This is a genomic window from Vibrio sp. 10N.222.54.A3 (genome assembly GCF_041474095.1).
GTDB lineage: Bacteria > Pseudomonadota > Gammaproteobacteria > Enterobacterales > Vibrionaceae > Vibrio > Vibrio crassostreae_C.
Window position 1 is genome coordinate 1 of record NZ_JBFRTN010000078.1, and the last position, 26,952, is coordinate 26,952.

At 41.9% G+C, this 26,952-nt stretch carries 39 protein-coding genes; 32 read left to right on the forward strand and 7 right to left on the reverse strand.

Annotated features, from left to right (window positions below; genetic code table 11):
• From AB4507_RS16685 to AB4507_RS16740, 12 genes are all read left to right on the forward strand, one after another.
• A partial coding sequence (locus tag AB4507_RS16685) for a hypothetical protein (protein WP_372182980.1) occupies positions 1 to 1,049 on the forward strand: 1,049 nt, incomplete at its 5' end.
• 45 nt (positions 1,050 to 1,094) lie between these two features.
• Positions 1,095 to 2,285 carry a toprim domain-containing protein gene (locus AB4507_RS16690; RefSeq protein ID WP_372182981.1) on the forward strand — a complete coding sequence of 397 codons (1,191 nt, stop codon included), beginning with the start codon at positions 1,095 to 1,097 and terminating at the stop codon, positions 2,283 to 2,285.
• A gap of 122 nt (positions 2,286 to 2,407) precedes the next feature.
• Positions 2,408 to 2,641 carry a hypothetical protein gene (locus AB4507_RS16695; RefSeq protein ID WP_372182982.1) on the forward strand — a complete coding sequence of 78 codons (234 nt, stop codon included), beginning with the start codon at positions 2,408 to 2,410 and terminating at the stop codon, positions 2,639 to 2,641.
• A 283-nt stretch (positions 2,642 to 2,924) separates the two neighbouring features.
• Positions 2,925 to 3,395 (forward strand): DUF4314 domain-containing protein, encoded by a 471-nt coding sequence (locus tag AB4507_RS16700; protein ID WP_372182983.1) that lies wholly within the window; start codon positions 2,925 to 2,927, stop codon positions 3,393 to 3,395.
• Positions 3,385 to 3,618, forward strand: coding sequence for a 2Fe-2S iron-sulfur cluster-binding protein (locus AB4507_RS16705; protein WP_081231380.1), 234 nt, complete (start codon positions 3,385 to 3,387; stop codon positions 3,616 to 3,618). The genes AB4507_RS16700 and AB4507_RS16705 overlap by 11 nt, the downstream gene beginning before the upstream one ends.
• Before the next feature lie 78 nt (positions 3,619 to 3,696).
• Positions 3,697 to 4,389, forward strand: coding sequence for a hypothetical protein (locus AB4507_RS16710; protein ID WP_136987179.1), 693 nt, complete (start codon positions 3,697 to 3,699; stop codon positions 4,387 to 4,389).
• 92 nt (positions 4,390 to 4,481) lie between these two features.
• Positions 4,482 to 5,006: a hypothetical protein gene (locus AB4507_RS16715; protein ID WP_081231382.1), complete on the forward strand. Its 525-nt coding sequence runs from the start codon at positions 4,482 to 4,484 to the stop codon at positions 5,004 to 5,006.
• The gene (locus AB4507_RS16720; RefSeq protein WP_372182984.1) at positions 5,006 to 5,494 is read left to right on the forward strand and encodes a hypothetical protein; all 489 of its coding nucleotides are present in this window, start codon (positions 5,006 to 5,008) and stop codon (positions 5,492 to 5,494) included. Before AB4507_RS16715 ends, AB4507_RS16720 begins: the two co-directional genes overlap by 1 nt.
• 55 nt (positions 5,495 to 5,549) lie before the next feature.
• On the forward strand, positions 5,550 to 5,996 hold the full coding sequence (locus AB4507_RS16725) for a hypothetical protein (protein ID WP_081231384.1): 447 nt from the start codon (positions 5,550 to 5,552) through the stop codon (positions 5,994 to 5,996).
• A gap of 101 nt (positions 5,997 to 6,097) precedes the next feature.
• A complete protein-coding gene (locus AB4507_RS16730; protein ID WP_154724110.1) occupies positions 6,098 to 6,646 on the forward strand; it encodes a hypothetical protein in 549 nt (182 codons plus the stop codon).
• Between the two features lie 84 nt (positions 6,647 to 6,730).
• Complete coding sequence (locus AB4507_RS16735; protein ID WP_081231386.1) at positions 6,731 to 7,144, forward strand: hypothetical protein; 414 nt, start codon at positions 6,731 to 6,733, stop codon at positions 7,142 to 7,144.
• A 194-nt stretch (positions 7,145 to 7,338) separates the two neighbouring features.
• The gene (locus AB4507_RS16740) at positions 7,339 to 8,022 is read left to right on the forward strand and encodes a hypothetical protein (protein WP_154723916.1); all 684 of its coding nucleotides are present in this window, start codon (positions 7,339 to 7,341) and stop codon (positions 8,020 to 8,022) included.
• 220 nt (positions 8,023 to 8,242) lie between these two features.
• Here AB4507_RS16740 and AB4507_RS16745 read toward each other — a convergent pair whose 3' ends face one another.
• Positions 8,243 to 9,340: a hypothetical protein gene (locus AB4507_RS16745; protein WP_372182985.1), complete on the reverse strand. Its 1,098-nt coding sequence runs from the start codon at positions 9,338 to 9,340 to the stop codon at positions 8,243 to 8,245.
• A 213-nt stretch (positions 9,341 to 9,553) separates the two neighbouring features.
• Here AB4507_RS16745 and AB4507_RS16750 point away from each other — a divergent pair, with 213 nt between their 5' ends.
• The 8 genes from AB4507_RS16750 (at position 9,554) to AB4507_RS16785 (ending at position 13,412) form a co-directional block, all read left to right on the forward strand.
• The gene (locus tag AB4507_RS16750) at positions 9,554 to 10,000 is read left to right on the forward strand and encodes a hypothetical protein (protein ID WP_372182986.1); all 447 of its coding nucleotides are present in this window, start codon (positions 9,554 to 9,556) and stop codon (positions 9,998 to 10,000) included.
• Positions 10,001 to 10,150: 150 nt separating this feature from the next.
• Complete coding sequence (locus AB4507_RS16755; RefSeq protein WP_372182987.1) at positions 10,151 to 10,696, forward strand: hypothetical protein; 546 nt, start codon at positions 10,151 to 10,153, stop codon at positions 10,694 to 10,696.
• Between the two features lie 459 nt (positions 10,697 to 11,155).
• Entirely contained in the window at positions 11,156 to 11,473 is a 318-nt protein-coding gene (locus tag AB4507_RS16760) for a hypothetical protein (RefSeq protein WP_231904591.1), read from the forward strand.
• Positions 11,474 to 11,517: 44 nt separating this feature from the next.
• Positions 11,518 to 11,757, forward strand: coding sequence for a hypothetical protein (locus tag AB4507_RS16765; protein ID WP_136987172.1), 240 nt, complete (start codon positions 11,518 to 11,520; stop codon positions 11,755 to 11,757).
• Positions 11,758 to 11,904: 147 nt separating this feature from the next.
• On the forward strand, positions 11,905 to 12,087 hold the full coding sequence (locus AB4507_RS16770) for a hypothetical protein (protein WP_136987171.1): 183 nt from the start codon (positions 11,905 to 11,907) through the stop codon (positions 12,085 to 12,087).
• A 2-nt stretch (positions 12,088 to 12,089) separates the two neighbouring features.
• Positions 12,090 to 12,272: a hypothetical protein gene (locus tag AB4507_RS16775; RefSeq protein ID WP_102423482.1), complete on the forward strand. Its 183-nt coding sequence runs from the start codon at positions 12,090 to 12,092 to the stop codon at positions 12,270 to 12,272.
• A gap of 56 nt (positions 12,273 to 12,328) precedes the next feature.
• Positions 12,329 to 12,766, forward strand: coding sequence for a hypothetical protein (locus AB4507_RS16780; protein WP_102305814.1), 438 nt, complete (start codon positions 12,329 to 12,331; stop codon positions 12,764 to 12,766).
• Positions 12,756 to 13,412, forward strand: coding sequence for a hypothetical protein (locus tag AB4507_RS16785; protein ID WP_136987169.1), 657 nt, complete (start codon positions 12,756 to 12,758; stop codon positions 13,410 to 13,412). Before AB4507_RS16780 ends, AB4507_RS16785 begins: the two co-directional genes overlap by 11 nt.
• 51 nt (positions 13,413 to 13,463) lie before the next feature.
• On the opposite strand, the gene AB4507_RS16790 is transcribed toward AB4507_RS16785, so the two are convergent.
• Both AB4507_RS16790 and AB4507_RS16795 read right to left on the reverse strand, forming a co-directional pair.
• Positions 13,464 to 15,338 (reverse strand): Ig-like domain-containing protein, encoded by a 1,875-nt coding sequence (locus tag AB4507_RS16790; protein ID WP_372182988.1) that lies wholly within the window; start codon positions 15,336 to 15,338, stop codon positions 13,464 to 13,466.
• Between the two features lie 102 nt (positions 15,339 to 15,440).
• Positions 15,441 to 15,692 carry a hypothetical protein gene (locus tag AB4507_RS16795; RefSeq protein WP_372134425.1) on the reverse strand — a complete coding sequence of 84 codons (252 nt, stop codon included), beginning with the start codon at positions 15,690 to 15,692 and terminating at the stop codon, positions 15,441 to 15,443.
• Positions 15,693 to 15,980: 288 nt separating this feature from the next.
• Here AB4507_RS16795 and AB4507_RS16800 point away from each other — a divergent pair, with 288 nt between their 5' ends.
• The gene (locus tag AB4507_RS16800) at positions 15,981 to 16,274 is read left to right on the forward strand and encodes a hypothetical protein (RefSeq protein ID WP_372182989.1); all 294 of its coding nucleotides are present in this window, start codon (positions 15,981 to 15,983) and stop codon (positions 16,272 to 16,274) included.
• A gap of 26 nt (positions 16,275 to 16,300) precedes the next feature.
• On the opposite strand, the gene AB4507_RS16805 is transcribed toward AB4507_RS16800, so the two are convergent.
• The gene (locus AB4507_RS16805) at positions 16,301 to 17,083 is read right to left on the reverse strand and encodes a hypothetical protein (protein ID WP_372182990.1); all 783 of its coding nucleotides are present in this window, start codon (positions 17,081 to 17,083) and stop codon (positions 16,301 to 16,303) included.
• Between the two features lie 262 nt (positions 17,084 to 17,345).
• Here AB4507_RS16805 and AB4507_RS16810 point away from each other — a divergent pair, with 262 nt between their 5' ends.
• Positions 17,346 to 17,540, forward strand: coding sequence for a hypothetical protein (locus tag AB4507_RS16810; protein WP_372182991.1), 195 nt, complete (start codon positions 17,346 to 17,348; stop codon positions 17,538 to 17,540).
• 186 nt (positions 17,541 to 17,726) lie between these two features.
• On the opposite strand, the gene AB4507_RS16815 is transcribed toward AB4507_RS16810, so the two are convergent.
• Complete coding sequence (locus AB4507_RS16815) at positions 17,727 to 17,963, reverse strand: hypothetical protein (RefSeq protein ID WP_372182992.1); 237 nt, start codon at positions 17,961 to 17,963, stop codon at positions 17,727 to 17,729.
• Between the two features lie 144 nt (positions 17,964 to 18,107).
• Here AB4507_RS16815 and AB4507_RS16820 point away from each other — a divergent pair, with 144 nt between their 5' ends.
• The gene (locus tag AB4507_RS16820) at positions 18,108 to 19,046 is read left to right on the forward strand and encodes a hypothetical protein (RefSeq protein WP_372182993.1); all 939 of its coding nucleotides are present in this window, start codon (positions 18,108 to 18,110) and stop codon (positions 19,044 to 19,046) included.
• 49 nt (positions 19,047 to 19,095) lie between these two features.
• On the opposite strand, the gene AB4507_RS16825 is transcribed toward AB4507_RS16820, so the two are convergent.
• A complete protein-coding gene (locus AB4507_RS16825) occupies positions 19,096 to 19,344 on the reverse strand; it encodes a hypothetical protein (RefSeq protein ID WP_133150992.1) in 249 nt (82 codons plus the stop codon).
• A gap of 303 nt (positions 19,345 to 19,647) precedes the next feature.
• Between AB4507_RS16825 and AB4507_RS16830 the strand changes: the two genes are divergently transcribed.
• The 9 genes from AB4507_RS16830 to AB4507_RS16870 all read left to right on the forward strand — a co-directional run bounded on the left by AB4507_RS16830 (position 19,648) and on the right by AB4507_RS16870 (position 25,627).
• Positions 19,648 to 19,866 (forward strand): hypothetical protein, encoded by a 219-nt coding sequence (locus AB4507_RS16830; protein WP_102305822.1) that lies wholly within the window; start codon positions 19,648 to 19,650, stop codon positions 19,864 to 19,866.
• A gap of 411 nt (positions 19,867 to 20,277) precedes the next feature.
• Positions 20,278 to 20,949: an excalibur calcium-binding domain-containing protein gene (locus AB4507_RS16835; protein WP_372182994.1), complete on the forward strand. Its 672-nt coding sequence runs from the start codon at positions 20,278 to 20,280 to the stop codon at positions 20,947 to 20,949.
• A 458-nt stretch (positions 20,950 to 21,407) separates the two neighbouring features.
• The gene (locus AB4507_RS16840; RefSeq protein ID WP_372134432.1) at positions 21,408 to 21,812 is read left to right on the forward strand and encodes a LexA family transcriptional regulator; all 405 of its coding nucleotides are present in this window, start codon (positions 21,408 to 21,410) and stop codon (positions 21,810 to 21,812) included.
• A gap of 2 nt (positions 21,813 to 21,814) precedes the next feature.
• Positions 21,815 to 23,074 (forward strand): Y-family DNA polymerase, encoded by a 1,260-nt coding sequence (locus tag AB4507_RS16845; protein WP_372182995.1) that lies wholly within the window; start codon positions 21,815 to 21,817, stop codon positions 23,072 to 23,074.
• A 122-nt stretch (positions 23,075 to 23,196) separates the two neighbouring features.
• Positions 23,197 to 23,388: a hypothetical protein gene (locus tag AB4507_RS16850; protein WP_081231411.1), complete on the forward strand. Its 192-nt coding sequence runs from the start codon at positions 23,197 to 23,199 to the stop codon at positions 23,386 to 23,388.
• A gap of 139 nt (positions 23,389 to 23,527) precedes the next feature.
• Positions 23,528 to 23,824, forward strand: coding sequence for a hypothetical protein (locus tag AB4507_RS16855; RefSeq protein WP_133152402.1), 297 nt, complete (start codon positions 23,528 to 23,530; stop codon positions 23,822 to 23,824).
• Complete coding sequence (locus tag AB4507_RS16860; RefSeq protein ID WP_372182996.1) at positions 23,796 to 24,017, forward strand: hypothetical protein; 222 nt, start codon at positions 23,796 to 23,798, stop codon at positions 24,015 to 24,017. The genes AB4507_RS16855 and AB4507_RS16860 overlap by 29 nt, the downstream gene beginning before the upstream one ends.
• 107 nt (positions 24,018 to 24,124) lie before the next feature.
• Positions 24,125 to 24,256 (forward strand): hypothetical protein, encoded by a 132-nt coding sequence (locus AB4507_RS16865; protein ID WP_372182997.1) that lies wholly within the window; start codon positions 24,125 to 24,127, stop codon positions 24,254 to 24,256.
• Positions 24,257 to 24,358: 102 nt separating this feature from the next.
• Entirely contained in the window at positions 24,359 to 25,627 is a 1,269-nt protein-coding gene (locus tag AB4507_RS16870; RefSeq protein ID WP_372182998.1) for a phage integrase Arm DNA-binding domain-containing protein, read from the forward strand.
• A gap of 144 nt (positions 25,628 to 25,771) precedes the next feature.
• On the opposite strand, the gene AB4507_RS16875 is transcribed toward AB4507_RS16870, so the two are convergent.
• Positions 25,772 to 26,896: a tyrosine-type recombinase/integrase gene (locus tag AB4507_RS16875; RefSeq protein ID WP_102367749.1), complete on the reverse strand. Its 1,125-nt coding sequence runs from the start codon at positions 26,894 to 26,896 to the stop codon at positions 25,772 to 25,774.
• Positions 26,897 to 26,952 lie beyond the last annotated feature (56 nt).

Below are 26,952 nucleotides of genomic sequence, written 5' to 3' on the forward strand. Positions count from 1 at the left end.
GTTCAGATTCAGATGATGATTCAGATGGTCAGGGCTCCGGTTCAGATTCAGACGATGATTCAGATGGTCAGGGCTCCGGTTCAGATTCAGATGATGATTCAGATGGTCAGGGCTCAGGTTCAGCTCAAGGCTCTTCCAAACGTAATCCATTAACGGATGAAGAGTTTCAGAGTTTGGGTGAAGCATTAGTCGATCTACATGACCTTATAAACAAGGCGATTAATAAGCATGCTTCAGAGAATCCAGCATCTTATGAAGACATCTGCCAGTACAACGTCACGCCAGAGCTAAATGCGCGTATGTTATCTGTGCCAATCCAAAACAGTGTTAACTCAGGCGCTCGTGCGATTAAACGTATTATCGAATCGCAGATGTGGGCTAAAGAGGCTGTACCCATCATGTACGATGAATCTGGTAGCGATTTTGATTGTGATTTACTTGCGGGTGTACCTGCCGGGAACAGTCGAATCTTTTATACAGAAGATATCGTTGAGACTCATAAATCGTCATTCGTTATTGCGATTGATATTTCTGGTTCAATGGGTGTACCTGTCAAAGATAGCGTTGGTGATCGCACTGGCTACTGTCGATTGGAAGTTGCTCAGAAAGCCGCTTTATCGGTTGCGACTGCACTTGAAGAGTTGGATGTACCAGTATCAGTGTTGTATTTCAATAGGAGCACTTATATCGGAAAGTCATTCAATGAGTCTATGATGCAATGCTATCCGCGAATAGGTGTTGGCGCTGCTGATGGGACAGAAACAAATAGGGCTGTCTTAGCTGCACGTAAAGAGTTTAAAAAGCTCGATATGGCAAGCAGAAAGCAATTACTTGTTGTTACTGATGGTTGTCCAGCTGATATACATGCGGTTGAAACTGAGGTGCAGCAATGTACTGCCGAAGGGATTGATGTTGCGTCAATCAATATATGCGAATCAAGGTACGGAGGCATTCCAAATTATCAAGTGATACAGGATGCTGATGACCTTCCCGCTGTGTTGGATGACATGATTCAACAGAACTTGTTGTCATCGATTGAAATTAGTTAAACGTAACTGTGACGCTCTTCGGAGCGTTCCTTTTAGGAGGTCAAAATGAGCAATTATAGAAGATCAAAAATCCAAGATGTACATGCGTTAGTGATGCGTCATGGTGGCTGGTCCTCAGTGTTCAAATGTTACGGTGAACTGACTGAGGCGATGCGAAAATCTTCAAATGGCGTTTCTAAAGCTGTATCAGATCCATTCACTGGCAAAGGCAAAACTGTCTTTCGCTTGTACAAAGATTGGAACGAGTCTGGTGGCGGTTATTACAATGGTAAGGGTCGTATTGGTGATGGCATTGATATGGTCGCTTGGCTTGAAAATTGTAATAAATCGAAGGCGATGGACATTATCTTAGATATTTTGGGGGAGTCTACAGACAACATTTCTCAGCGAGAAGTGAAGGCCGTAGCCGCCCAAAAAGAAGAGAAAGCTGTTCTGAGTCCTGAAGCTATAAGCAAACGCCAATGGATTTTGCAAAAGGTTGAGCATGAGGCATTGTCTGTCACTGAATCCGAAATAGGTATTAACTACTTGGTATCTCGCGGATTAGGTGACATTCAAATACCTTGCAACGTTGGGTTTCATTCAAATCTTAAAATGTGGGACTCACAAAGCAACGAAGTGTATTTACCAGGCATTGTTTTATACATTCAAAATTTGAAAGGTGAGGCGATTGCTTTTCATCGAATTTTTTTGAATGACGATGGCTCAGATAAATCACCGTTACTTGATAACCCTAAGATGCAAATGTCACCTATAGAGGATCCTCGCGGTGCATCAATACAGTTTGGTATGCCTTTAATCTGTAAAGACGAAATGGGTAATACACGAATAGTGTTAGGTGTTGGAGAAGGTCCTGAAACCTGTTTGGCTTGCCAGCATGCTGAGAGCATTCCTGTTTGGTCAGGTATCTCTTCTACTTTAATGGAGCTGATCGATATTCCTTTCGAAGTAACCGACTTGGTTATTTTTAAAGATAAAGATCGCCTTACAAAAGGAAAAGACATGCCGGAAGGAGACAGAGCTGCCTTGTCATTGAAGGAACGTGTAGAGAAAAATATGAATCACTGCAAAGTGACCATTGCAACTCCACCGAGTCCTATCAAGGAGATGGCAAAATCACAAGACTGGCTTGATGAGTGGTGTGATTCTGGTTATCAGAATTTCATCGGTTACTTAGCCAAAAACAAGCTGACACCTGTTGGGTATCTCGATAGAGTATTTAACGATGTCGCTTAAATAAGCACTAGCCTTCCTTCGGGGAGGCTTTTTGCATTTACACCATTTACCGCTGGTCTAAATGCAAAAAAGCTCAAGAAGTCATGGGGCGCTGTATAACGACGTAAACAAAGGAGGGTCTGATGGTCATTGGGTCTTGGTACACAGTCGATGGTAAACACATCACGGGGCTTTCAGAGCTACAGTTCCCGAATATGGACAAAGCGCGAAGTCAAATTGAGGCAACGTATGAAAGCATCGTCGTTGAAGAGTCGGAGAGGTTAGGGTGGATCTTACTGCAAGTAAAAGCGGTCGTGCCGATAAAAGATGGAACGAAACAACGGAAATCAACCTTGAGGCTACTGTTAAGCCATTAGTGGATAAAAATACAAGTGGTACGTAAACAGGCAAAACTCAGTCAGTAATTGGCAAAATGAAGCCAGAAATGATGTTAACTGTAATTGATTAACCCGAGAAATTTTTCACTTTATTAAAGTGATAATTCCTCATCCAGTTAGGATGCTGTTGCAATATCCTCTTGTCTTATGACATGTCCCCATTGACTTTGAACCCCAAGTCACAAAAACCTACCTATAGGGAACAATACGAGCCCTATTACCATAGGTTGCGTTTGTTCCTTTATTCCTTGGAGGAATGACCATGCGCAACTCTATTATTGATGCAGCTTTAGCAAACTATGCGTCTTCTATGACTCGTTATATCTGCAACGACAACCCGTTGGACCTACAAATAGCGCAATGCGCTGTCCGTTGGATCAACGCCTCTCTTGAGCTTACTGGCCGTGAACATTTCCGAACTACATCAAATGGATTACTCAATGTCCCATTTCTTTTAGATCAGAAATACCACGATAACATTGCTTTAGACAGTTGGTTTCTGGCTGAGACTGTATTTGTTCCAAGTACCGACTTGATCAAGCAATCGCTTAAACCTGGTGACATCATCAAGATGATTCACATGAACGATATTGACCCAATTGATGCAGGAGAACTTGGTCAAATCAAGCGTATCGACGACATGGGAACATTGCATATGCAATGGGACAACGGTCGTTCTCTTGGTATTTGCATGCCTGCTGGAGATTTATTCGAGGTTTATTATGCGAGTTAACAACACACCCATTCCAACTGATTCTTGTACGGCGCTTGTCGCACTAGAAAGAGCTGGATACAAAGTAAATTCTGAATGCCGAAATGGTTACTGTGGCGCTTGTCGTCTCAAAGCTACTGGCACTCCTACTTACTTAAATGACCCTATTGGATATAAGCAAGACGGTGAAATACTTGTTTGTTGCGTTGATTCGCAATCAGACATTGACATCGAACTACCTTAATTACCCATAACCCCAACAAACTCAACGTCAATCAAAGACATTGAACTTGTATCCCCAATTCCTATGGAGGAAACCCTTATGTCATATGAAATCATCTATGAGAAATTTGCTACGTTCTGTCCTGCAGATGTAGTAAGTCAACAAAAGAAAGATTTCCTACTCAAACATTTCAATATCAATTGTTCAACTATGAGCGATTACGATATCGATGCCGAACTTTTCAGACGGTTCAAGATCATCTCAACGGATAACTTGTACATGCTTCAACTCTTAATTGGTCCGTCCAATTGTGTTGATACAGAGTCAGGAAAGCGCACCCGAGATTGGATGTATTGCGGTGTCGACACTGAGTATTCACTATTCCAAAAATACGGATGTGAATGGTGCCGAAGTGTTGAAAGTGGCGATTTAAAGCCTAATGGTCGATGGGCAACCCCTGAAGGCTGGCTTAAATCATTACGATTGGCATTCAAGCAAGCAGTGAGTTATGAGGCTATGCCTTATTGTCATTCCATGTCTTTTTGGATCGTCAAACCTACAACCTGGGAAGATCAGTACAAACTCAAGCAGTTTGAATCGATTGTATCCAGCTTTGGTGCTGACATCATGGAAAGAAGTTGGTTTGGTACTCGCAAGTTATATTGCTCATTTAGCCCTGAGTCGATGTTTGAAATGTACCTGTTTCAAGAACTATCGATTCGTTTTTTTGGCAAACGTGCATTCAGCACGACTAGCCCGAGTCTAGGTCTAGTCAAGCAAAGAGCTATATAGCTCAACCCTTACATCTTACCCATTAGCAGGGACTTTCTTCCCTGTGGGAAGTTGTCCCTTCAAAACCTTAATAGTTCTTGGAGGAACTGAATATGATCACTTCAGATATGCTTTTAACTGCAGCAAAACCCTTCGGATTACCAATCGTTGCGATTGATGATATTGAAGCTGATGCGCGTAGCTTGAATCGTACTCGCCGTGATAACCCAACCACCCAATTTCTCTGGGTTGTAAAGCCTTGTGGCAGTGTCTTGTTTCCAATTGGAAAAGGCGTGAATCCACACTTCGTGACATTTTGTTTTGAAGCAAGTCATCAAGCGTTCTTGATAAAAAATGACGATATCTTTCCGATTGAAACCGAAGAAGCCGAACAGCTTTCGTGCAAACTTCCTTTCGATGTGACGGGTATTCGATATCAAGAAACACTGGTACGCAAAGTCACTCAATTACTGAGCCATGCTTGCGTGCATTCTTCTGCTCTTGCGGAATGTAGCTTAGATGAAAACTCTAGCTGGAAGTCATGGCAACGTTGGTTCGAAGATCTAAATCATCCAGTCATGGCTGCGTTTATGTCTCTTTGTATTCAGCGTTCGATTGAACTGACGGAGGCAAACTGATGAATCGCAAAACTTTAGATATTCAACGTCCATGTCGTCGAATACACGATGGTCACAGCTTTATGATTGCTCAACGTGTTCTGCGTTTACCTGATCAAGACTCTGGCCTGTCTCATTCAATTGTTCGATTCGAAAACAGTCGTGTTGGTTTTGGAAGCTTAAAGCTAAAAAGACGAACGGCAATTCGAATCACCAACAAAGAGAATGGTCAATGGATAATCCGATATTGCATGGGGAATGGCGGCAAGATTAAAGGGCTGAACAAGGAATATATTGCTATCGATTACGATGGTGTAAATGAACTTGGTGTGACCTTTAATAAAGACGTTCGTTTGTCTGTGAATACAGCTGACTGGTGGGACATAACAAGATGGTTTTGGACGTTCCCAGATCTCAATGTAAAGCTTTCCTTTCGTTTAGGTTTGATTGGATTTCTTTTAGGGATAATCAGTTTAGCTGACTTAATTGCGAAGCTATTTATAGCTTAACCCCCTGTGGGTCCGATACCCATTAGGGCGGTCCCCTCATTTCAAGAGGTATACCATGAATGAACTAACACCTACATCGCAAGATGTTGAAGCCCCTCGATCCGTTTTGGAGTTTCTAGACAACTTAACAGCATCGAAATACTTCTATCTTGAGGCCGCTGGCGCGTACCTTAGTGAAGTTATTGATTCTGAATTGCTCGATGATAAAGCCAAGTTGCTCGAATTCATTGAAGACAATAAGTGTGAAGCCGTTGAAGACATCAGCGCAGAGTTGGTTGAAAAGATGATTTCTGACCGTGCAGATACATTGCACAGTTCAGCGTTATACATCTTGAAATCATTTCTCGGCACTGTGCCTAAAACTGAGGTTGAAGCTCTTCAAGATGGCGCTGTTGCTGATATTTGGTATGACGCTTCGGACCACGGAGACACTAGCGCCGCAGCAGTCATCAAAAATACGCAAGATGCCATGAGCATTATTGCTGACTTCTTAACGAAGTAACCAATCTTAAAGGAATCTTCCTTTTACTCCCTTTGGGGCATACGTCCCGTAGGGGAGTTGTGTGCCTCATAGGTTAACCACCTTATGCAGAGGAACACATTATGGGCTTTTTTTCTTTCAAAACCGCTGACACAAAACAGTCAATCTTTAATACGTGTACTGAGAAGTGTCGTCCAGTGTACATGCTCCAACCAAACAACGAAGACCCAATATATGAACCGGCTTATGAAGGTTATGGTGTTTTCGGAGGTGTTGATGCTTATACATGGTTAGCGAAACATAATTTGCCAACGACAGTCACGAACTCATACGACGACGATGAGCTCCGAACTCTGGGGATAAAATTGGCCTTTGGCTTAGACTCTTTTGAATACGATAACCATCTATTCATTAAAGAGAATGAGTTGGATGTGCTAAGACAGGTGAACCCTGCACTGCTTGAACGCGAGTTTACCCAATTCCAAGCTTTTTCCGATTTCATTATCGTGAACGGCGAGGAAATTAGACCAAACGATCTCCCATCGCATTTGAGAACTGACCTGCAATTAGCACCAGTTAAATACCCATTAAAATTCAGTTTCAGAAAAGGTAAGCAATACAGTGATTACCCTGCTTCTGAGAGCTGTCCATATCAAGGTTACTTCATTTAACCCCAAACCTTGATACAACCCACCACTACCCGTGAGGGATCTTCCCTCATAGGGATAGATCCCTCAAAATTGGAGGAATCTATCGTGGAATCAACCTATTTAGATGATACCGACCATATCTTAATTAAAGCGTTATCCAAAGAAGATATGCCGATAAATGAAATTGCCAAAAAGTTTGAAGTACCAATTGCCAATATCGCGATGTCACTAGACACCTGCCATTTTGCAATTACTGACAACATTTTGCGTAAAAACTCTCAGCTAGGAAAAATGAAATTGACTGCCATTGGTATTGAAAAACGATGTACCTTATGCAATCACTTTTTTCCGCTCACTAAAGAATTTTGGCACGTCAAGCGCACCACTAAACATGGCCAGCGTGAGATGGGAACCTGCAAAAGTTGTGAAGCTGAAAAAAAGCGTCGTCAAGAACTCGATGGCCGCTTAAAAGACTTAGGAGGTAAAATGTGTTTCTCGACACGTTACCTGAATAAGTAGCTGCATACCTTGTAGTTAAGATGAAAAGTCACCCGATCGGTGGCTTTTCATCCACCATTTCCATCCGCTTTGACACATCCAGCCATATCGCTTCACCCTAAATTTCAATTTCTTTGAAATACTTCCTAAATCCGCATTCGTATGTTGCATAACCGTTTTAACCGACTATCAAGAACTTAAATGGGTTAGCGCACATGAATAAACAGGACACGATCAACCAAGCACTGAATATCATCACCAGTTGGAACCTTGACGACAGCCATTCCAAATCCTTCTCTGATTTTGTCTTCTATTGGGCCTTTGCGCATACTAATCAGCACAAAGTGACTACAAGGTTAGATTCTAAAGAATCAGTACAAGATGGGGTGGTAGAGCTTGCACAGTTGTTAAGCAATGCAATGCTTAATGGGTACAGTGATCCAATCGGGGACATTCTGATTGAGTTAGGTGTGAATACAAAGACGAAACGAATGAACAATCATCAAGATGACGATTTTTTAGAGCAAATGATGGGGCTCAATGATAACGAGGTCTATGAACCATTTTGCGGTACTGGTGCGTTAACTATGGAGCTCATGCAGGCATATTGTGAAAAGCATACAGAACGTAGCAATCCTCTCGATCATTACACTTATTATCTCGAAGAGGTTAAGCCTCTCAACTGTGCAGCCGCAGTGATTCAAATCTTTCATAAGCTCGAATACCTATCTACCAAATTTGGTTCTGCCATCATTCCAGGCAACCTCAAAATCATCAATATCGATCCGATAACACGACAAGAGGGGACCCAACACTACATCGCCAGTAAGATGTCGGATGCTGAACAAATTGAACACAACCTGAACTCGCTGCCTAACACTCAACCGACGATACACTAGGGGGCATTTATGATAGTAAGTTTGAGTGCAGTTAAAGCATTCACCTTTCATGCTTGATTTTCCCGTTCAAGTGGCGTGAGCGAGTTTGCCATTTTGGTTTAGCAGTGTTCTGAGAAGGCTTTGCCCCTTAATGAGATACAGTCCAAAGTTGAAACAGTAATGTTGAGGTCACTTTGATATTCAAAAGTATTGAGCAGCTAAAGAAAAGGGCAAAGCCAACTTATTCACACCTTTCAGTGAGCATAAGTTTTGTTTTAAGAAACGCAAGTTTGATGTCATCAGTTTTGGTGAACTTGAACTTACCATCAGTAGAAGCGTCGAACCTTTCAAAATAGTATTCGAGTAGCGGATCATACCTACCACTGTGAACCCAAGTGTAGAACTTTCCGAGTTCGTATCGTAATTCTTTATTAAGGTCAGATCTTAATCTCAGTACACTAATGGTTGCTAGGTCAACGATGTTCATTTCTTGTAGATTCGTCTTAATCTCTTCAATCAGAGGTAGGAGGGATTCTTTATACTTATCAGCTAATGGTACAAGGTCAGCGTCAGTTACTTCCGCTTCAAAAATCATAATGAGGTCATCAATCTCTCCATTATAGTCTTCGTTATCTAATCTTTTTTCTGACTCAGTGCGAAGAACATAGAGTTGTTCTAAAGGATCAGGTTTAGTCTCAATTTTTTCTTTTGAAAGTTTGTGTTGGTACTCAACAAACAGCGTTTCAATCCTATCAGCGATAACATCTAGGTACTCATATCGTATCTTGAGAAATTCGAACAGCTCATTGATATTCAGGTTTAACGTTAAGTCCTCTTTGCCCACATCTCGACTGTACAAATGAACACTCAGGTCGCCAGTGTTGAAACTGCTTGTAAATGGCCAACTTGCGAATCGCTTTGAATTCTCTTGATTAAGATTTACTGGGTGAGCACCGAAACACGCCCTAATAGTTTTAAAGTAATTATTGTCATCTTCATTAGGGAAGAGGCGAGCTTTGAAGCATTTCTTTTCACCATGAAACGGATCTTTATTGTCATTCATAAACACTCGATGGAGTTGTTTGATTGACTCGAAAATGAGGTCTATTGAAGAGATAAGAGAGTAGACCTGCATACATCTACTATCTATATTCTTGTCAAACTCAGGTGCATTTTCTAAGTGCCTAACAGAAACAGTGATCCAATCCATAGCAGAGCAAACGAGGTTAAAAAGGTTCTTACCGCCTTTATCTTTGTAGATTTGATACACAAAGCTAGAGTTTGAGTTCACTAACTCCCTAAAATCCGTGATTTTATCATCACTAACAACGCTTCTCATTCACCACTTCCTTTTCTAACTAACTGAAAATATTATAAAGAATGGCAATTATGATAGTGATAGTTCTTGAGCTCTTCAAATATATTATCTTTCGACACACATCATAGATTGATATTGGTTGAGTTTTATATTTGATGACCGCAACATAGACGAAATTCAATCGCGAAAAATTCCCAATATAAGGAATTAGCTAATGATTGATAAGGAGATTAAGTGCAAGTATCAGAACTAAAAACAGTGGCCACCCTGGTCCGGAAAGTGATTAAGAAGGTCGTTTCAGAGTCAACCTATGTTGATGTTGAGCTTCAAAGGTTTCCTTCAGGTTCGTGTGAGGTATCTAGTGTAATTTTGGGACTCTATTTGAGAGATAAATATGCTGTTAACGTTGTACAGTCAGTCGGCAAACGTCCATCTCCGGAATGCGAGTACAGTGAAAATAACCATGTTTGGTTAACGGTGAATGAAACTATTGTTGTCGACATCACTGCTGATCAGTTTGACGATTGTTTGGAGAAAGTATTTGTTGGTCGCGATAGCGCTTTTCATGACACATTCGAAGTTTATGATACAAGACCGGTAGATTTTAGTTACTTACTGAGACGCGGTTCAGAGGGATATGGACATATATATAAGGAAGTAGTTACTCGAATGGCAAACTAGTTTACCTAGTCGCCAGCTTATTCGATTGGCTGAGTTTAGTTAACAAGGTGACTTTTAAGTGCTTTATATTTTTCGATGGAGGGGGTACTGATAGATAAATTTGATGTTGAGCTACTTGGTTGGGACGGTAGTCTGGAAAGTTGTTTAGACATGTTTTCAGGGCTTTATGGATATCACATTGACCCTAGTACCCACAAAAAACCTAATAAATGTATTAAGTATGAAGAATTCCTTAAAAGTTCAAATGTTTTGAATCAATGGCAGGAGAGTATGGCCAGTAACGGTGATACCCCGATATTTAAACTATTTCAGAGAAACTATAGAGGTTTCAATGTCGATGATTTCATTAATTTAGATATGGAAATACAGGAGAAAGGTCTTTCATTAGCCAAAGGTCAGATTTTGTTTCGCGGTGTCTGTTCTGAAAATGAAAATGATGACTGGACCAAACCTGTGTCTACAACTTTGTCTCCTTACATCGCGATTTACCACGCATTGAAAAATGGTTATACGAAGCCCATAAAAATATGTGTAATCGAGGTTCCAGTTGATACAAATGTAAAGGCTATTATAGGTCCATTTGGTGACAATGTTGAATTTGGGCAAGAGTATGAAGTTTTAGTCAATTTTAAGCACCGCCCGAAAGTTCATGAAGAGATAACTAGAGGCAATGTGACGTTCCAGTCATTACGTTGATTGAGTCTATGCATTGATCTTTATGGTCAGTATTGGATTCTGGTAGTACCTAGACACACGCTTTGGGACGTAGAAAAGTTTCAAACTTATTGTCCAGCGATAATAGTCATCAATCTTCATGAGAACTATATCGATTTGAATAGGTAATGATTGAAACCTCGGTCACGATGTACGTGTGCGCTATCTGCAATGGTTAGAAAGCACGCGTACTCAAAACAAGCAAAATAAGCTGACTAATTGGAAACAGTCACTGATTACTTTGCCATAGTACAAGGGCAAACTGAGTAACACACTGTCCAATGGGCAGCGAGGAAATTCCTCTAACTCACCTGGTTATTACGCCATCTGAAATGTAATCAGTCTTTTGACTGCCCCTAATAACTCTCTCTGAGTTACCAACGTTCCCGTACAAATCTTGTTTACACACCAAATAGTCCCATGAATAACTGGAGTCCAGATATGAATGTACTTAACTTCCTTGGTTTTGATTGCTGCATTGCTAAACGTCATTACGCTAACGGTGTAATTGCGCTTGAGCTGATTGCTGCTGAAACCGATGACAACATTAACAACGACACCTTTCCCGGTGAACGAATTTGTGTTGCAACAACCTGTGTTAGTAATGCCAACCTACTGACAAATGAAACCTGCATCAAAAACTACAGTGAAAACACTGGAATTGAAGATGTTCTTGTCGAGGCTGGAATTATTAAATTAACTGGAAAATCATGCAGAACTGGCTACGTCAGTGTGCCAATTGTCGAAGTTTTGATTTAGTGATTTTCTCTCATTGTTGACCATTGAATAAATGGAGATACCACATGACTACTTTCGAACAACTGTCAGCTTTAGTAGACATCGAGATCAGTCTTATTAAATCTGTCAGACGCATTAAATTGCTCAATAGACCACCATCAAATTTACTCACTGATACCTATCAATCATTCAATGATTTGAAAGCTAAAAGTGCCCAAATAGATAGTTACGCAGGCGACTGCATCATTGCTCGTATAGACCATCTTTTTCAAGATGACGTTATACAACCCCTTCTCAAGAAGTAACCCATCGCTCGGAGTTTGTAACCCAACAAACACCAACGGATAGATCCCATCTAAACCCCAATAAACCTAACCCAACACGGGACATATTAGCTAACCCGTGTGGTGGCCTACTACGTCTCGAATTCCAGTTCTTGGAGGAGCTAACTCATGCCACGAAATATCCCAATAAGTAAGTTTGCTGACTTTATCTTGTTCTACAAGATAAACGGCAAGGTGAAGAAGAAAATGTTTGAAGATACAGAAGCAGGAAATGTGTATCGCTACGCTAGGTCATTCCCGCAAGGAATCGCTTGGAAAATTAGACAACTACCCTCACAGCAACAGGTGTGATTATGAATATTGAAATGACAGAAAAAGCCATGGCAGAACCGGTCGCAATGCATCTAGAAGGTGCTGATGTAGCCGTCGTTGTGGAATATTTTTTAGGTCGCCTAGTTAACGAGATCCCCGAAGAGAATCTTGAGGTGGTCCTTAAATCATGCAGTTCAGAAATCGATATTCATTCTAAAAAATGACATCTGCACTTACTAAACCCCATGTGCTTACGCACGAAATATACCGAGGAATTACTATGTCTTTCACAACAAAACCAGCAAATTTGAATTGTAACCTAATGAGCAAATTTGCACTCACTTGCATCATTGGCTTGTCATCTTCCACTGTAATTGCAGATTGTCAATTTGGTGCAGAGACGATCCCTGTTGGTGAACAACTTACGATTCGTGATGAATTCTTAGTCGAGGAAAGTTACCAGCATTACCTCAACCAAGGTTACACGACTCAACAGAGCAAAGAGTTCGCAATGTCCAGTGATTGGACCGTTGTTGCACTTGAATGCACTCGTCAATTCGTACCTAACCCTAATTTCACTCCTGAAACAGCTGAACATGCCGGTTCCCAATTTATTTACGTTGGCGACGTGCTGGTGGCTGGTCAGTTTCAACGTACTTTTTTACCTGTCGTGATGGGTTTGGAAGTAAAGAAAGAGGAGCGTTCTCATGTTCAATAAAGTGATAGATGCTGAGTGGGTTATGATTAATAACTCTCTTACCCCATGTAAGTTTAGTACTGCCTTTCATGAGTACTTGTGCTTACGACGTCACGATAATCATTTTGATTACGATACGAGCAAACACGGGTTACTTACACCGACCAGAAACTACTCAATTGAGTTCTTAATGGCTGCGTCTCATTCATTTGTCGAATTTGGGGATACGTTAATCGTTCCACTACGTGCTTCGAATGAAAACATACAAGAAACGATGTCAATTAAGTTTGTCCCATTCCTGACTGATGAATTGGCCAAGCCCCTATGGTCTAAGTATGCGAAACATCAATCCATAAGGACTATCGGAAGATTTGCTGAATCAATGCAGTCTAACAAAAGCTATGTTTGGTCATGGATGAAACTTCAAGCTTCGGAATCTGTAGCGAATGAAACAGCCCCAACTCAAACAAACAGCTTAGAAGATGATCTAAAGGCGCTCTTATTTGAGTTCCGAGAAGATGAACAAAACAAAAAACTTCGTCGAAATACCAGTTTGGCTATCGACAAAGGTTATTTTGAAGGGTGCGAATGTACTTTGGCTTACGTGCAGTCCAACCTCATCAGGTTGTTACGTAGTCATGGTATTCGAGTACCAGAACAATTTTAACTAAAACAAAAATTGCTCCCATTGGGAGCAATTTTTTTCATCTTCCATCTGTTACTGGTTCAAACTCAACCATGTCACTGCAGATGTCCCCCAGCGTGTACTCTTTTGTGTTTTATATTCTTTTACTCCACTTCCAATTCGATAGAGCAATATCGCTTGGTCTTCAATATTTGATAGCTTATTACTCAAATCGCCATCACCAAACTGTGTGATAACTTGATTGATGAAGTCGTTCAGTGCATCTGATTTCTGATTGATGTTGATGGCCATTATGTCACCTTCACTGAGTGTCGCAAGGTGTTCGTCCAAATCGGAATCGCGCCAAGTGGAAGGGTCAGCAAAACCATAACTATGATACTCAGCATTGGCACTCTTTCTGAGAAAGACTTGCAAGTTGCCAGTTGGTGCTTTCAACCGGTCCATCTCCAATGTCCGATCACATCGATTTGAATCGGCGTCTGAGCAAGTTCTCTGAACGACGTATCGCCAATCATGAGGTGAGTCGATCCAAGGGAATTCAATGCTAAAGTTCGCTATTTCTGCATCCGGAGTAAAATAGAAAATGGGTAAAGCTGTCCCTGTTTTATCAAGGTTGACCGTGATAGATACCGTATCACCTGGTGCGGCAATCTTATCACCAACCATCATGTCATGGGTGTTACTGGCATCAGCGGTGATTAAAGCCTCATGTGGGCCTTCCACTAAATTTCCTTCACCACTTTCAAGTGCTGGAATGGTGACTAGTGTGTGAGGCGTATTGTCCAAATTCAGCAGCTGCACGTCAGAGGTGATAATTTCGAAGTTTTGGTTCAAGTAGTCATTGTTTGTCGAGGGTATGACCTGAATATCAAATGTGCCTGCATTGTACGTCGAGAGGCCATCGCTCGTTTCAAAGGTGATGTCGTGATGCATCCCAAGATCATCATCCGTCGGATTCATTTCGATGACACCCAAGTCATTTAATCGCATAAAGTTAGGCTTATTGATTATATTGACCACGGGCTTTCCGTCAGTCTTCGTTGACTTGATTTGGGTGAAGACATTTTTTTCTTGTCCAGATATAAGGTGTGGTGGCAACGTGAAAGATGTTCCACTCGAACGTACATTCACATCGACAATCCCGTCTGTAAACAAGTTCGACTCGTCAGTCACTCTATATTTGAATGTCTGAATGCCATCATTATCTGGTGATGGGGTATAGGTAAAGGTGCATGGGGGCGTCATCGTCACTAAACCATAATACGGTTGCTGGCTTACCATGCAGGTGTGAGAGTCGGTTGGGTTTTTGTCTGTCCAAGTCCCGGCCACCGTAAAAGGAGTCCCTTGTGATATATCGCCAGTCTTGTGTTCAGCGATAGGTGGATACAGTTGCTGAATGGAGTTATAACGCACATTCCCTTGTGACCAGTTGAAGAAGCCGAAATATCCCGGTGCAACGGTTAGATCATTGACGTCAAAGATTGTAGCGCCATCTAACTTGGTCACGATCCGATTCGGAAATAGCTGCATTTCAAATTGGTAGGGCTGGCCATGCATCCATTCTACATTTCGCTTCTTACCCAAGATGGTGTTTTGGCCTTGTTCAACATCATGAACCGTCCAGCCATATGATTTCATCTCATCTAAGGTGCCATCGAAATAAATTAAACTGAATCCATTGTCTGCGCTGGTTGGCAGTTTTTTCCATGAGAAGAGGTAAAAACCACCAGCAGTAGGATCGCCATAAATGAACCCGATGTAGTCATCGTCTCCAGCTCCCGCATCTACTTGAATAACCCCTTTGAAGGTTCGATATTCGTATTTGGTTGCACTCATAAACGCAGTGGGGTGTCCGTTGATGCTTTGGTAGACACTTTGGCCATCTGAACTCACCGTCCAGTCTCCTGACGCAGCTTCGCCGTACTGCTTCCATGTATGCAAATTCACTTTATCTGACTCAGCATTAGCGACACCGATGGACATTAACCAGTTTATGGCCACGCAAGAAAGAAGGTACTTTGTATTGAATTTCATGGATTGTTCCTCCAATTAATGAATCGGTGAGCCCGAGCTTTCGCTGATATTGTCCTTGAGCTCGGTACGCAAGCGATCCAATGAAGCCTCACAAATATCAATTAAATCGACGTCAGCATTAAACCTAGCAACCGACAAGATGCTACTGATGAGCAGTTGGCGTAAATGCAAGGGCGTCTCATCTGTTACACCTAACACTTTTAACGCGGCCACTAACCGGACAGTGCTACTTATTTCTGGGGAGGGCGAAGTCGTATTGGTCGTCATGATTTACTCCAGTTTTCTTTTGCTGCGCACGATGTCGGAGATCGGCTATGTAAACCGAGAATAACTCAGCATCGAGCAAAGAAATTCAAATAAGCAGGCCGATCTATGCGATTAAATTGACATAACTAAGGGGGTGGAGGTCCCCAAACGGCTCCATGGAGCCAGTATTAGCCGGTAGGGTTTGTCAAATAACTTTCGATATTCGTGTCGCTAATTTGTAAAAGGAGACATTGGGCCGTGTATAACTGAATTGAACACAAACAGTCAGTAGACATAAGGTATTTAGAAATGATGAACAAGAATATGAAGAAATTTAACTTTCGAATTACATGCATTGGCTTGATATTAATGCTGTGTTGTGGAATGTCTCTGTTTTTTCAAGCAGCAACGAGTGGTTACCCGCTTTTTGAGTTTGTAAAAGAAGTCGTCTTGGGAAACAGTCTTCCAACTGATGTCAAAAACCTCGCGATGTTTCAGCTACTTCCAACTTTAGCGGGTCTACTGTTGACTATTGGCGGAACGAAAAAGATGGTTGAAGAGAAGAAGTCTACCGAATCATCTGACGTAGAAGAGCAAGCGTAATCGGTTAAGTGACCTCATAAGGGGTATTATGAGGTCTTACTGATCCAAAACTCACCGTCGCATGGGCCAACGAATGGAATGGCTTCACCGCTGTTTAGGTACGAGTCTTCGCGTGACTCTCTGGGAGAGACAACTGAGTGATAAGTAATTGGATTCAAACTAATAAAGAACCCAAGCTTCATCGGCTTGGATTTTCGATCCGAATATACTCGGCTGCGGTATTGGTGACCGGTTTGTCTCCGGTACACAATATCTTCGCGACCAAAATGGTTAACTAGTTCTTTTGTGCTTACTTTCAGTGACAGTGTTACTGGAGCCAACGACACTATAGCTGTGCTAAAGCCGAGTCTAATCAGTTCCTCTCGCATTTCGTTGTATTTCTGAATGTCATCAGCTGGCGTAGCGGTATATTTACCTCGAACTAAACTCACTTCTTCAGTACTGGTGATTAGATTTGAAGAGTGTGCAACGTTTTTGTAAACACCGATACGCGTCGCGTCCGATAAAAATATCGGTTCACGAGAGCATCTTTTTTCAGAAAGCGTTAGAGATTGGTGTAAGTCATAAATTTCTTCCGCTTGTTTTTGAAGTTTATCGAATAGGTCCAGATCGCCATTGACGTGACCTATCCATCGAATATGTTGAGGTTTGGTCAGACGAAGATGGCCCGATTCAGTAAATTCTTCAATGTATTTTGGGTAGCAATGCGAACCAAATGACTCCACTTCACTTGAAGAAGAGATCACATCGTCGAAGAACTGTTCTTCTAATTTGAAGAATCGCACCCAATCAGCGTTGCGGTTTGTCATTCTGGAAGACTCTTAAATAACGTATTATGTTATTGTATACAATTATTGGTTAAAAACAAAATGAGCCTTGTATGACGAATAAGTTGCCAGTGAAAGTGCTTGAGAACATAGGTGTTGATTGCTTTTCTCGATGCCCTTATTGCAATACAAAGGTCGGTGAAAATGCGGTTGTTGTGAAGCATCTCTAAACCAAGCAATTGTCAGTAGCGCATCAAGAATGCGTCGAGGAAAAGGCGCTAGACACTTAAAGGAGCTCAACTTTATGCAAGAACTATGGTTATTGGTGATCTTCTATATCACATTTGGGTTTTGGGTTGGATGCGGCACCGCTCCCGCAATTCTCGTATGGATTAAGAACCCACACGAAAGCATTTCGTGGAAGCTCTGGGCCGTCATCTACAGTTTAGCAGAAGGGCCAATTGGGTTGCTTTCCATCAAAAATTGGAACATGGAGTAAAGGTTATGCGTATGTCTATTGGAAGAGGTTATAAGAGGCTGACAGTCGCCTTTACTCTCTTGGTCGTCATGATGTATGTCGAACCTGTTTCTTCATTGTTAAGCGTCGATACCAAATCTCTAGCCGATATTTCACTCATTCTATGCACGATATGTGTGCTCTCTATGTGGATACAGAGAAAGTTAGTTAACGACCGTACCTAACATCATCCGGCGACACCTTTTTCGCGATGTCTAACAGTATAGCGACTACCGCTCTTTGAACATCTTGCTTCTGCTCTTCAAGAGTCGAGCCAAATAAACTGATCTTCCTATCGACACCCGTCGCGATGGCATAGCCAGCTGATGGGTAGAGCACCATATTAAACGCATCACTAATTTTTAGTTCGTAAGTGCCGTCATCCAAATTTGACCATGAAATCATATCTCTCTCCTGTGAGTTAAGTGCATTGAAGTACCAACAATAGCATCACCCAAAGTGAGTACACGGTAGTTTTGAGGAATATGAAAAAAAATTTTGGAATCTCAGAAAAATTGAGTAGGTTTAAATCAAAAGGAATACATTCTTATGTTAAAGCAAACTTGCTCACTCTTAACTTATTACGTGATGAACGTCATCACGGTAGTTATTCAAAACCTGAAATTCATCATTCCGGCTCTGTGTATCTTAATCTCCTGTTATTTTGGTGATTATGTGTTCATAGTCGCAATGGGCGTCTTTCTCTTACAGGCTAAAGCCATTAAAAACATCGCCTATGAAAAGATTGTGCTCGATGATCCGACGCACACAAACCTCTCTATGTTTCATTCCGAATATTTACACCGTTTCTGTAAGACGGCCAAACAAATGACGAAGTTCTCTGTTTTTTATCTACTCTTGTTTGCTCTTGATGAATTTCATTGGGCCGACACCTTTATCAATAAAAGGTATAGCGAGAATGTGACCTTAGAGAATCTATGGCTTTGCTTATCATCGGGCTGGGATTATGTTCTTGTTCTATTGCTAGTGTTCATGGCTTGGGTGACGATATCACCGATAAAATTAGTATTCGGTAGAACCGAGTTATTGATGCTGGAGTGGTATCCACTCACAAATGGTTGGAAACGCTCATCAGATATAACCCTCCATTTAACAGATCCTTACAAACCAATAAAAGGTAAAAAAGATCAATTGATCAGAGAGATGACGATGTTCACTGACGCGTTGAATGGTAGTGAATTTCAATCACTCAGCGTCAACACTCACGTAATTAGTGGGAAGTTGTGGGAACTACTAATAAAGATAAAATTAAGTCATGCGGTCGTCGATGTGAATAAGAAGCCCAAAAACTGGCTTGTCATCACCGTGTATAAATTTGCTGTCTACATTAATCAGTGTTTGCTTAAGCGAAAATCCTATAAACAGTATCGTAATCTGATGGCTGAACAAAGGTTAGAGAATAACCACATCGTGAAAATTCACTACAATGAGAAGCCGACAAAACGTGAGTCGATCCCGATTAAATAGCGCGTGTTAAACAAAAGATAGTAATGATATGGCTCTCAATGTGGGAGCCTTATTCATACATCAGTTTGTCGTATTCTTTCAGGATAGTCGTTCCGTATTTGGTTAACGATAGCCAGCGTGGACGCCTTCCGGAAATCGGTTCTATTCCCATTTCTATTAAGTCATGTCTGGTCATATTCGTGATTTGGAAAATTGGTAGCGTTGCTTTCTTGTTGGCATGCTTAACGGTATCACTAAGGAATTGGTATGACTGACCACTGCTGCTTTCGATTCCGTAAAGTGCGGCTATCACAGTCATTAAGTTACCGTTTCTCGTAGCATCAATGAGTATAAGAGTTGAAAATGAAACATTATATTTATTAGTCAATATGCGAGATACGTATTGCAACCCGCCGTCCTTCAATTGCTTCGACATGAATGTCATCTCCAATATACTGCCCATAAAACAGTGAGTTGAAATTTTTTAGGTTTTCCATTCAATCATGAACAATCCAGCATAACAATGGCCGCAGCCAAATATAGTGATGGCTCAAGCGAGCTAGTCCTTAACAAACCCGATCGATGTTGTATATCCAGGTTAAATCCAATTTCAGGAGTTGATATGCAGACAAAAGAAAGTGAAATCACGTTTAACACTGGTCGAGGGTATTCATCGAGTGGCCAGCAAATACATGCAAAAGTTATCGAAGATACTGGCGAAACACTCCGTGTCCGTTTTTCAGATCAGACTCGTGGTATAGACGGAGAAATAGAGGTATCTGAGCTCACAGCGACCAATATCATGCGCGAATATGATGCTGGTCAATATAAAGGGGTATGACGGTTATGAATTCAGGCATCTTAAGTACTACAGGCGAGACACAGGATAAAATGAGCACTCAAGAGGTGGCGGCGTTTATGTTGGAGTCCGGTGGACATTACACTGCGGCAGGGTTGTCAAAAGAATTGGGCATCTCACTGGCTAATGCGTCTGGAAACTTATATAACATAAAGACCTGCAAGAAATATGAAACCGAACTCGTAGGCACGCCTGTTACCGTGAAAGTCGTCGATATACGCGGTCATAAGAAAGGCCAACGACTGTGGTCACAGATATTGTCTAGCTGTTGGTCATAGTTTTAGTGACAATGTAACGTTAGTTATCATCTTGGAGAAAGTTATGATAAGGATTGTTCGTAATCTAATTTATGTAACTGCTTTGCTCGTTTCGTTTTCATCTTTAGGAAATGAAATGTGGCGTGGGTTGGTTGTTGCGGAAGAGCATCGTTGCTCACCCTATGACAAGGATACTCAGTATCCTTACCCAGCCTCTGTAGAGCACGCGATAGTGGAAAGTATGGAAGGCCATATTTACGGTCCATATACTGGAATCTACTACCAGTCGACGTCTGAGACAGACATTGAGCATATTGTTGCTGCGAGTGAGGGGCATGATAGTGGACTCTGTTCTGCGAGCACAGAAACGAGAAAAGCATTTGCAACCGATCTATTGAACTTAACTCTTGCATCCCCAGCCGTGAACCGTTGTAGCGCTACAGGGAAATGCGGTTTGGATGCAGGCGAGTGGTTACCACCAAGAAACCAATGTTGGTTTGCGCAACGTGTCATTCAAATAAAAACTAAGTACGGTCTTAGTGTAAACCCTGTCGAAGTAAACACGTTGGAGAGTGTTATCCAGAATTGTCAGTCGTTTGAGATGGTGTTTTACCCACCTGCAGGAAGTACGCCTAGCGAATACATCAGCCAAACGACGGGAGATGCGTTGTCAATGTATGACGATAACAACAATGGACGAATCACTTGCGCAGAAGCTCGAAATCATGGGATTGCACCAGTAACGGCGCATCACCCAGCATACGCCTTCATGTCTGACCGAGACGGGGATGGTATTGTGTGCGAGTGAATGGTTTACTGCTGTCGAGACTTGAGTTTTGACAGCGTTCTCTTTGATAGCTTCCTTCCGAGAAACATAAACAAGCCCAAACAGATCAGACCAACCCCGACACCATAGTCATTGAAAATATGAACTAGAGCCAACCAAGCGAAACATAATATAACGACTAAAACTGCAAACCTAACTAATGGCATGGTAACACCTTTAAAATTTATCAATTATTGCAATAACTTAACATTATTTGTCTAAAACCCAAATATTGAGATCATAGATATATTGGTCTAAACAAGAATTTATACGATAGCACATTATGTTATCGTATATCGGGCTCTTCATCTCAAAGCAACGCCGTCTCAACCTACATCACACCCCAAGTTCAGTAGACTCGGAATCTTTGAAAGACATTCACTTGCCTTTTATCTAAATTCAAGGCTAGAATCATACTGTATAAATGAACAGTGTGAATTATGAATATTTTAACTTATCCGGTGAGTGCAGGTGTGGTTGGTTTCGAGTCCCCAGCTGCTGAATATAAACAGCTGGAGTTGAGTCTCGATGAGTTGCTGGTGGAACACCCATCATCGACTTTTTTAGCTCTGGCGCAGGGAGACAGCATGCAAGGGGTAGGAATATTTTCAGGTGATGTACTGATTGTTGACCGAGCTCTTACTGCAAAGGAACACGACACTATCATCGGAAATTTAAACGGTGAACTGGTTTGTAAAATTTTAGATATCAAAGGTCGTCGCTTACTCAGTGCAAATGATTCTATGAAACCGGTCAAAATTGATGACCACGATTGCTTCTCAATAGAAGGAGTGGTGTCGAGTTCCATTAGATTACATCGCGTATCAACAATGTTTTCGGGTTAACTATGTATTCTTTGATAGACGGAAATTCTTTCTACAATTCTTGCCATCAGGTATTCAGACCCGATTTACGCGGTAAGCCAGTGATCACCGTTAGTAACAACGACGGTTGTGCCGTAGCGGTAAATAATCAAGCGAAAGCCTTGAACATTCCTAAATTCGAACCTTACTTTAAAATCAAGGCATTATGTGAGCAGCATGGCGTTACAGTCTTCTCATCGAATTACGAATTGTACTCTAGTTTGAGCTTCCGCATGATGCAAGTGATTGCTCGTTTTGGACCTGAACAACTGATCTATTCTATCGATGAAAGCTTCCTAAATCTGGAGAAGTGCGTAAACATCCCTTGTTTACGAGAGCATGGCGCAGCAATTAGAAAGGCAATATGGAAAGAGTGTCGGATCCCGGTCTGTGTGGGAACCGGCCCGACGCTCACCCTTTCAAAATTGGCGAATCATGCAGCGAAAAAACTACCTGGTTATCAGGGGGTATGTGTTTTGGATTCAGTGAAAGAAACCCAACAAATTCTCAAGGCTATCGACGTGGGCTCTGTATGGGGAATTGGCCGGAAACGTACAAAGTCACTTCAGTTCATGGGTATTACTACTGCAGCGCAATTAGCGAATTTGTCACCATCGAAGGCGAGAAAAGAATTCGATGTCGGTGTAGAGCGCACAATACGAGAACTGAATGGTGAAAAGTGTATTCCATTCGACATAGCAAGAGCAGACAAACAACAAGTTTTTTCTACCCGCAGTCTGGGTAAGCGCATAACGGAATTCGATGAGCTTAGACAAGCTATCAGTCTGCATGTGGGCATTGCCTCGCGAAAGATCCGTGCTCAACAGTCACTTTGTAAAATGTTGGTTTGCTTTGCAGGAAATTCACCTTTTGACGAAAAGCCGGTTAGTTTCAAAGCGATTCACAAATTTGAGTACGCGACAGCTGATGTGGATACCTTAACCAGTGCGGCCTGTGCTCTGGCCAAAACACTCTACAAAGAAGGTGTTCAGTACTACAAAGTCGGTGTTGGGCTGATTGACCTCGTTGACGGAAGACATGAGCAAGCTGACCTATTTAACCCACAACCCAATAATGCAAAGTTAATGGCTTCGTTTGATCAGATAAACGCAAAGTATGGAATGGACACTATCTTTCTGGCTGCGCAAGGAACACCTACAAGACAGTCTTGGGGTATGCGCCGCGAAATGCTGTCTCCGCAATACACCACTAAATGGAGCGACTTACCTAGAATCGCCTGCTAATTTCTACCCACCGCGTTTGTGATACGCAATCTATTCTCCAATTCAAGCTCTTTATTTGAACATGCCTGTATCGGGTTGTTGGATACTGAACTCAGTAGTACTTAACAAAGTAGAGAGCAAGAATGGCAGACACGCTAAAAGACCCGTTTATAAGGCAACGACTCCCCTCGAATTCTAAACCAGCATTCGATGACTGGATTGCGCACGTTCCTGTGGGTAATCAGCTGCCGCGAGGCAAGTATTTCCAATCTAAGGTCACAGTACCTAAGCACCAGTCAGACGAAACAGAATTGCAGTTCAAACCTTCCCGTTAAAGGCAAAGATATGACTTCAATAAAAATCGTTTCTACAGCTCAACGGCTTTACCAATGTCGTGAACAACAAATATTTCTTTCAGGAGAGCAGGGGTTCATTGAAAAATATGAGAAATGGTCCCCTGTCATACGATTAACGATGGCCAAATTCAATTGTAACGAGTTACATGCCCTGGTCAGAATCTTAGAGATCACTGAGAAGCGACATGACTCAGGCATGTTTACTCATTTGTTGTCGGCAGTAGCTTGCGAGATGTGCGAACCGACTATCACCGTTAACACAAACCACACGACTGAATTCAAAGCCGGAGTCATGGCAAGTAGAAAAGGGGAGAAGTTTAACCCTGATTGCCATATCGAGTGGCAAGAAGGCTATATCCGTGAGCAGTTAAGGAGAGTCGCCAATAATGCGCAAACTCAAGTACGATCTCACTGACTACATGGGACCTGTTGATAAAGCGTTGCTCAGGTTAAGCATCCTAACCATTGGGTCGCATGTAATGATAGTTACTGGCTTTAACGGGCAACTTTTCGGCCTCGTTGAAACCTTACTCACCTTCGGTTTCGTTGCGGCAGTGGCGACAATTGCCTACAAACAAAAACGTAAAGATCGAGAAGAGCACCTTTGAGTTCTTCAGTCTGCTCTAGCGTCGTCTAAATATTGAAACTCGATACGAAGCTAAATTGGGAGTCTTGGGATGTATAACAAACTCACAGTTAATCTTAGGAAGATAATATGAAGACAGTGACAGAATTGCACACAATGAATGTCGCTCTATATTGCCCTCACTGCGGAGAAGTACAAGATGGTTTTTGTGGCAATCCTGCGGGTGGTGAATTTGAATGCGACGATTGCCATAGGCCATAATATTCCCTGACTTATTTGGCGATGCATAACGTAATCCAGTATGTAACAATCGAACGTAACTAAAAGGAACGACGGTTATAAGCTCACCTTCGTAATATAAATATGGGTACAAAACGAACTGATAAACACAAAGATTTACCGCCTTATCTTTATCGATATCAACACAAAGATGGCAAGGTACGTTACCGCCTAAAGCTTGCGTCAGGGAAATTCTACTCTTTCCCTGTAGGCACGAAGAAACTTCACGCGATCAATGAAGCGGTTAACTACAATATCAAGTACCGGTCTATGGAACAGCTCATAGAGAAAGCACACCAAGCTTCATTACCGACTCTCGATAGCGTCCCAGATAAGCCACGACACACTTCTTTAAACGACTTCAATATTCCTTTAGAAAAAGCACTGAAGAAAATCTTTCCGCTAATCAAACGAGAAGAGCTTTCAAAAGGTACGATGGAGAAGTACCAATTACTAATGAAGAAGCTCTGTGCTGATTTAGGAACGACACTTACCCATGAATTAGACTTGCAAATGCTGAATGTCTTCTTAAATACTCATTACGCTAAATTTTCAGCTCAGTGCTACAACAACAACCTCAGTTTGATCAATAAAGCGTTCAGTTATTTAGCAGATCAATCGTATATACCTGATAACTTCATGCGCAATAAAAAACGTCTCCGGGTCACTAAAAAAGAACAGGTTAAAAAGCGTCAAAGACTAACACTAGAAGAGTTTGAATTGATTTATCAAAGCGCACCACTCTTTCTTAAGGTGGCAATGGCATTGACGTTAGAGACGACGCATGCGATCAATGAAATATGTCGTATCAAATACAACCTACGTTCACCAAGAGATAACCATTGCGGAATTGTCTGGAATGAGGATAAGCAACCTGTAATGGTTGATGGCGTAAAAATTTATGGTTACTTGTATATACATAGGCAAAAAGTCTCAAATTCAGAGGCATCCAGAGTAAAAATCCCTGTCACACAGTCTATCTTTGACATTGTGCAGATGAGTTATACAGACCGTATACGCTGCCCTTACATCGTCCACATGAAACCAATACAAAGACAAAGAGGCGTTGCTAAAGATTGTGACCATATCTACCAAGTCCAAAGTCATTACCTAAGCAAGCAGTTCAGCAAGATACGTGACAAAGTTGGTGTCAAATCGCACTTACCAAGTAACCAAAGACCGACGTACCATGAGATTCGTTCCTTAGCGGCACGAATGATTGAAGAGAAAGGCTTAAGTGCCACAAAGAGGATGGCTCATAGCAATTCAAAAACAACGGAGATTTATACGAAACCTGATCAAGCCGTATGGAATGAGTGTGAGCCAGTTTCTGTATACCCTAACGACAACTAAAGAGATATAGCCAGCTTATTCAGTAGTTTCAATTTGAGGCATAAAATGCAAATGCCCCAAGCTAAAATCAATATAGAGAAATTCAACCGACTCGGCGGATAATGAAACCCCGCAGCTGTCAGCTGCGGGGTTTCAAAAGACTGGTTATTTTCGTCCTCTAGATGCGCGTTTCTGTGCCATTGCACCATCTTTTGCCAATATTCCGCGACCGTACCTCATCACCATAGCCGGTGTGGACCAACGTCCAGCTTGCTGTACTTGCAAGATGGTGTATCCATCGGTCAATAAATCCTGACACGCGCCAACTCTTGCACTGTGGCCAGTAAAAGTGGCAATACCAACCTTGCCCAAATTAAGCGCTTCCCATGCTTTATTGAAGATCTGCTCGATAGTCCATGACGTCATTTTCTTATGTTTTTTGCCGCTTTCAGGGTGGGCTGGGTCGATTAACTTTGGTCTATATGGCGTGTTGTGTCGGCTCACACCGACGAACAAGAAAGCTTGTTCATCTGTGTCATCAAGCCCTGCTAATTCTACGTATTCATGAATAATATCAACAGCTTCTGGACTAAACACCACTGTATCTGGTTCGCCACTATGATTAGATTTCGTGATAGGGATAGTCAGCAAAGCCGTTCCGTCACCTGGGTACTCTAAGTGACCAAAACGGATGTTTGCGATTTCCGACGCACGAAGTAGGGTTTCATAAGCAACAGTCAGCAAAGCCAGATCACGACGATACCGTAGGCTAGGGGAATGACGCCACAATTCGGTTATCTTATCTAAGTGTTTCTCTCGAAACGCTGAAGCCTGTACAATTCGTTCACCCGCCTCAACTTTTCTTCGAAAGATACCGGCCATCTTGTCACGCACGATTTCATCAAGAAATGGATCCGGACAACCCGAGATACGATGAATTTTTGAAATGGCCCACGCATAAGATCGATTTGAGTTACGGTGTAAGTCGTCGACCTTATCTTCAAAGAATAATTCGATGGTTTCTGCGGCTGCTGGCAATGGGTGATGTTCATGCTCGTGACACCATTTCTCAAATCGTGACCAGTTGCTATAGAGTTGAGAAAGTGAGTTCTTAGCATAACGCTCTTCACGTTTATTGAACTCTCGCAAAAGATGGTTAATAGCATCTTGAATTTTTTGGTACTGTTCGTTCGATGTACCGTGCTTTCGTGCGAGCATGATTGCCTGGTGAACATGTTCTGGCCTTAAACGGGAAAAGTCCGTATGAAGTGAGATTTCAGTGCCGACCATATCATTTCCAACTTATGCTTTCGTAGTTCGTTACAGTCTAACCAATTCCATGCATT